Genomic DNA, 1,148 nt, shown 5'->3' on the forward strand with positions numbered 1-1,148 from the left:
GCGCCGGACAAATCGATGGTGGACGGCACGATCTCCAGTGTCGGGAAGTCCTCGCACGGTTGTTTCACGTCGTTGATGTCCAGACGGCCTTCGAGCACGTCATACACCGACGGGCTGCCGGAGGAATGTTCCGCACCGAACGCGGTGGAGGCATTGCCCTGCGGATCCATATCGACGACCAGCACGCGGGAACCGGAGTCGGCGAGCGCCGCGGCCAGATTCACCACGGTCGTGGTCTTGCCCACGCCACCCTTCTGGTTGGCGACGGCGATTACACGGGTTTCGGAGGGCTTGGGATACTGCGCTTCGCTGAGCTGCTGGCGCCTACGGGCGAGATCCACCAGCTGGGAGCCCATTGAGGAGGAGGATCCATCGTTGAAGATGCGGCTCAGCACATCGGTCGTGGATTCGATGTGCTCCCCCTGCTCCTGACCATCGGCCTGTGTTGTTTCACGTGAAACATTCGCCATGGTTCACCTTTCTTCGTTCAAATATTCTTCGATTGTATCCGAATCGGATTCCCATTGTGGTCATCACACACCGACAACGCAAGTCAAATCGATCGTTGTGGACGAATGTGGATATCTGTGGACAAAAATGTGGAAAACTCGTCGTTGATGCCTTTTCTTGCCGACCAAGCAATCGTTTGCCGAATCCCTAACATCGGCATGATTGCAACGATTAGACGACGTCTAAAAAGTTATCCACAATTTTACTGAGGTTTTCCACAATCTATCCACCGCACGGTGTGCATAACACGCACTATTCATGCATCAACGACATCGAAAACCGCAACACCGACGATCGGTGACACTGACGACGATCGTCCCTTCCGACACACCCACGTCATGAAAAAGCCTCCTTCTGCAAAAGGAGGCTGCTGTTTCACGCGGGATACAGTACTACTTCTTGTCCACCAGCACCACGTGGGTGGATTCGAGACCGGGCGCCACGGGGGCATCCACAACGCGCGGGTCACGGCCCTTGGCACGCAGGATCATCTTCATGCCCTTGTCGATCTCGTCCTGCGCGGTACGGCCCTTCAGCGCCACCAGACGGCCGCCGGAACGCAGCAGCGGCATCGTGAAGCCGGCGAGCTTGCGCATGGGCGCCACGGCGCGGCAGGTCACCACATCGAAGCCCTCACC

The 1,148-nt window shown here is 57.6% G+C and carries 2 protein-coding genes; both read right to left on the minus strand.

From position 1 onward, the window contains the following. Positions 1–470, minus strand: a 470-nt coding sequence (locus Tam10B_RS12800) for an AAA family ATPase (RefSeq protein ID WP_233133735.1), incomplete at its 3' end; no start/stop codon positions are given. 432 nt (positions 471–902) lie between these two features. Further along, positions 903–1,148 (minus strand): RsmG family class I SAM-dependent methyltransferase (locus Tam10B_RS12805; RefSeq protein WP_198947616.1); only part of this gene is annotated, 246 nt, incomplete at its 5' end.

Origin of the sequence: Bifidobacterium vansinderenii, assembly GCF_002234915.1 — a bacterium.
Lineage (GTDB): Bacteria > Actinomycetota > Actinomycetes > Actinomycetales > Bifidobacteriaceae > Galliscardovia > Galliscardovia vansinderenii.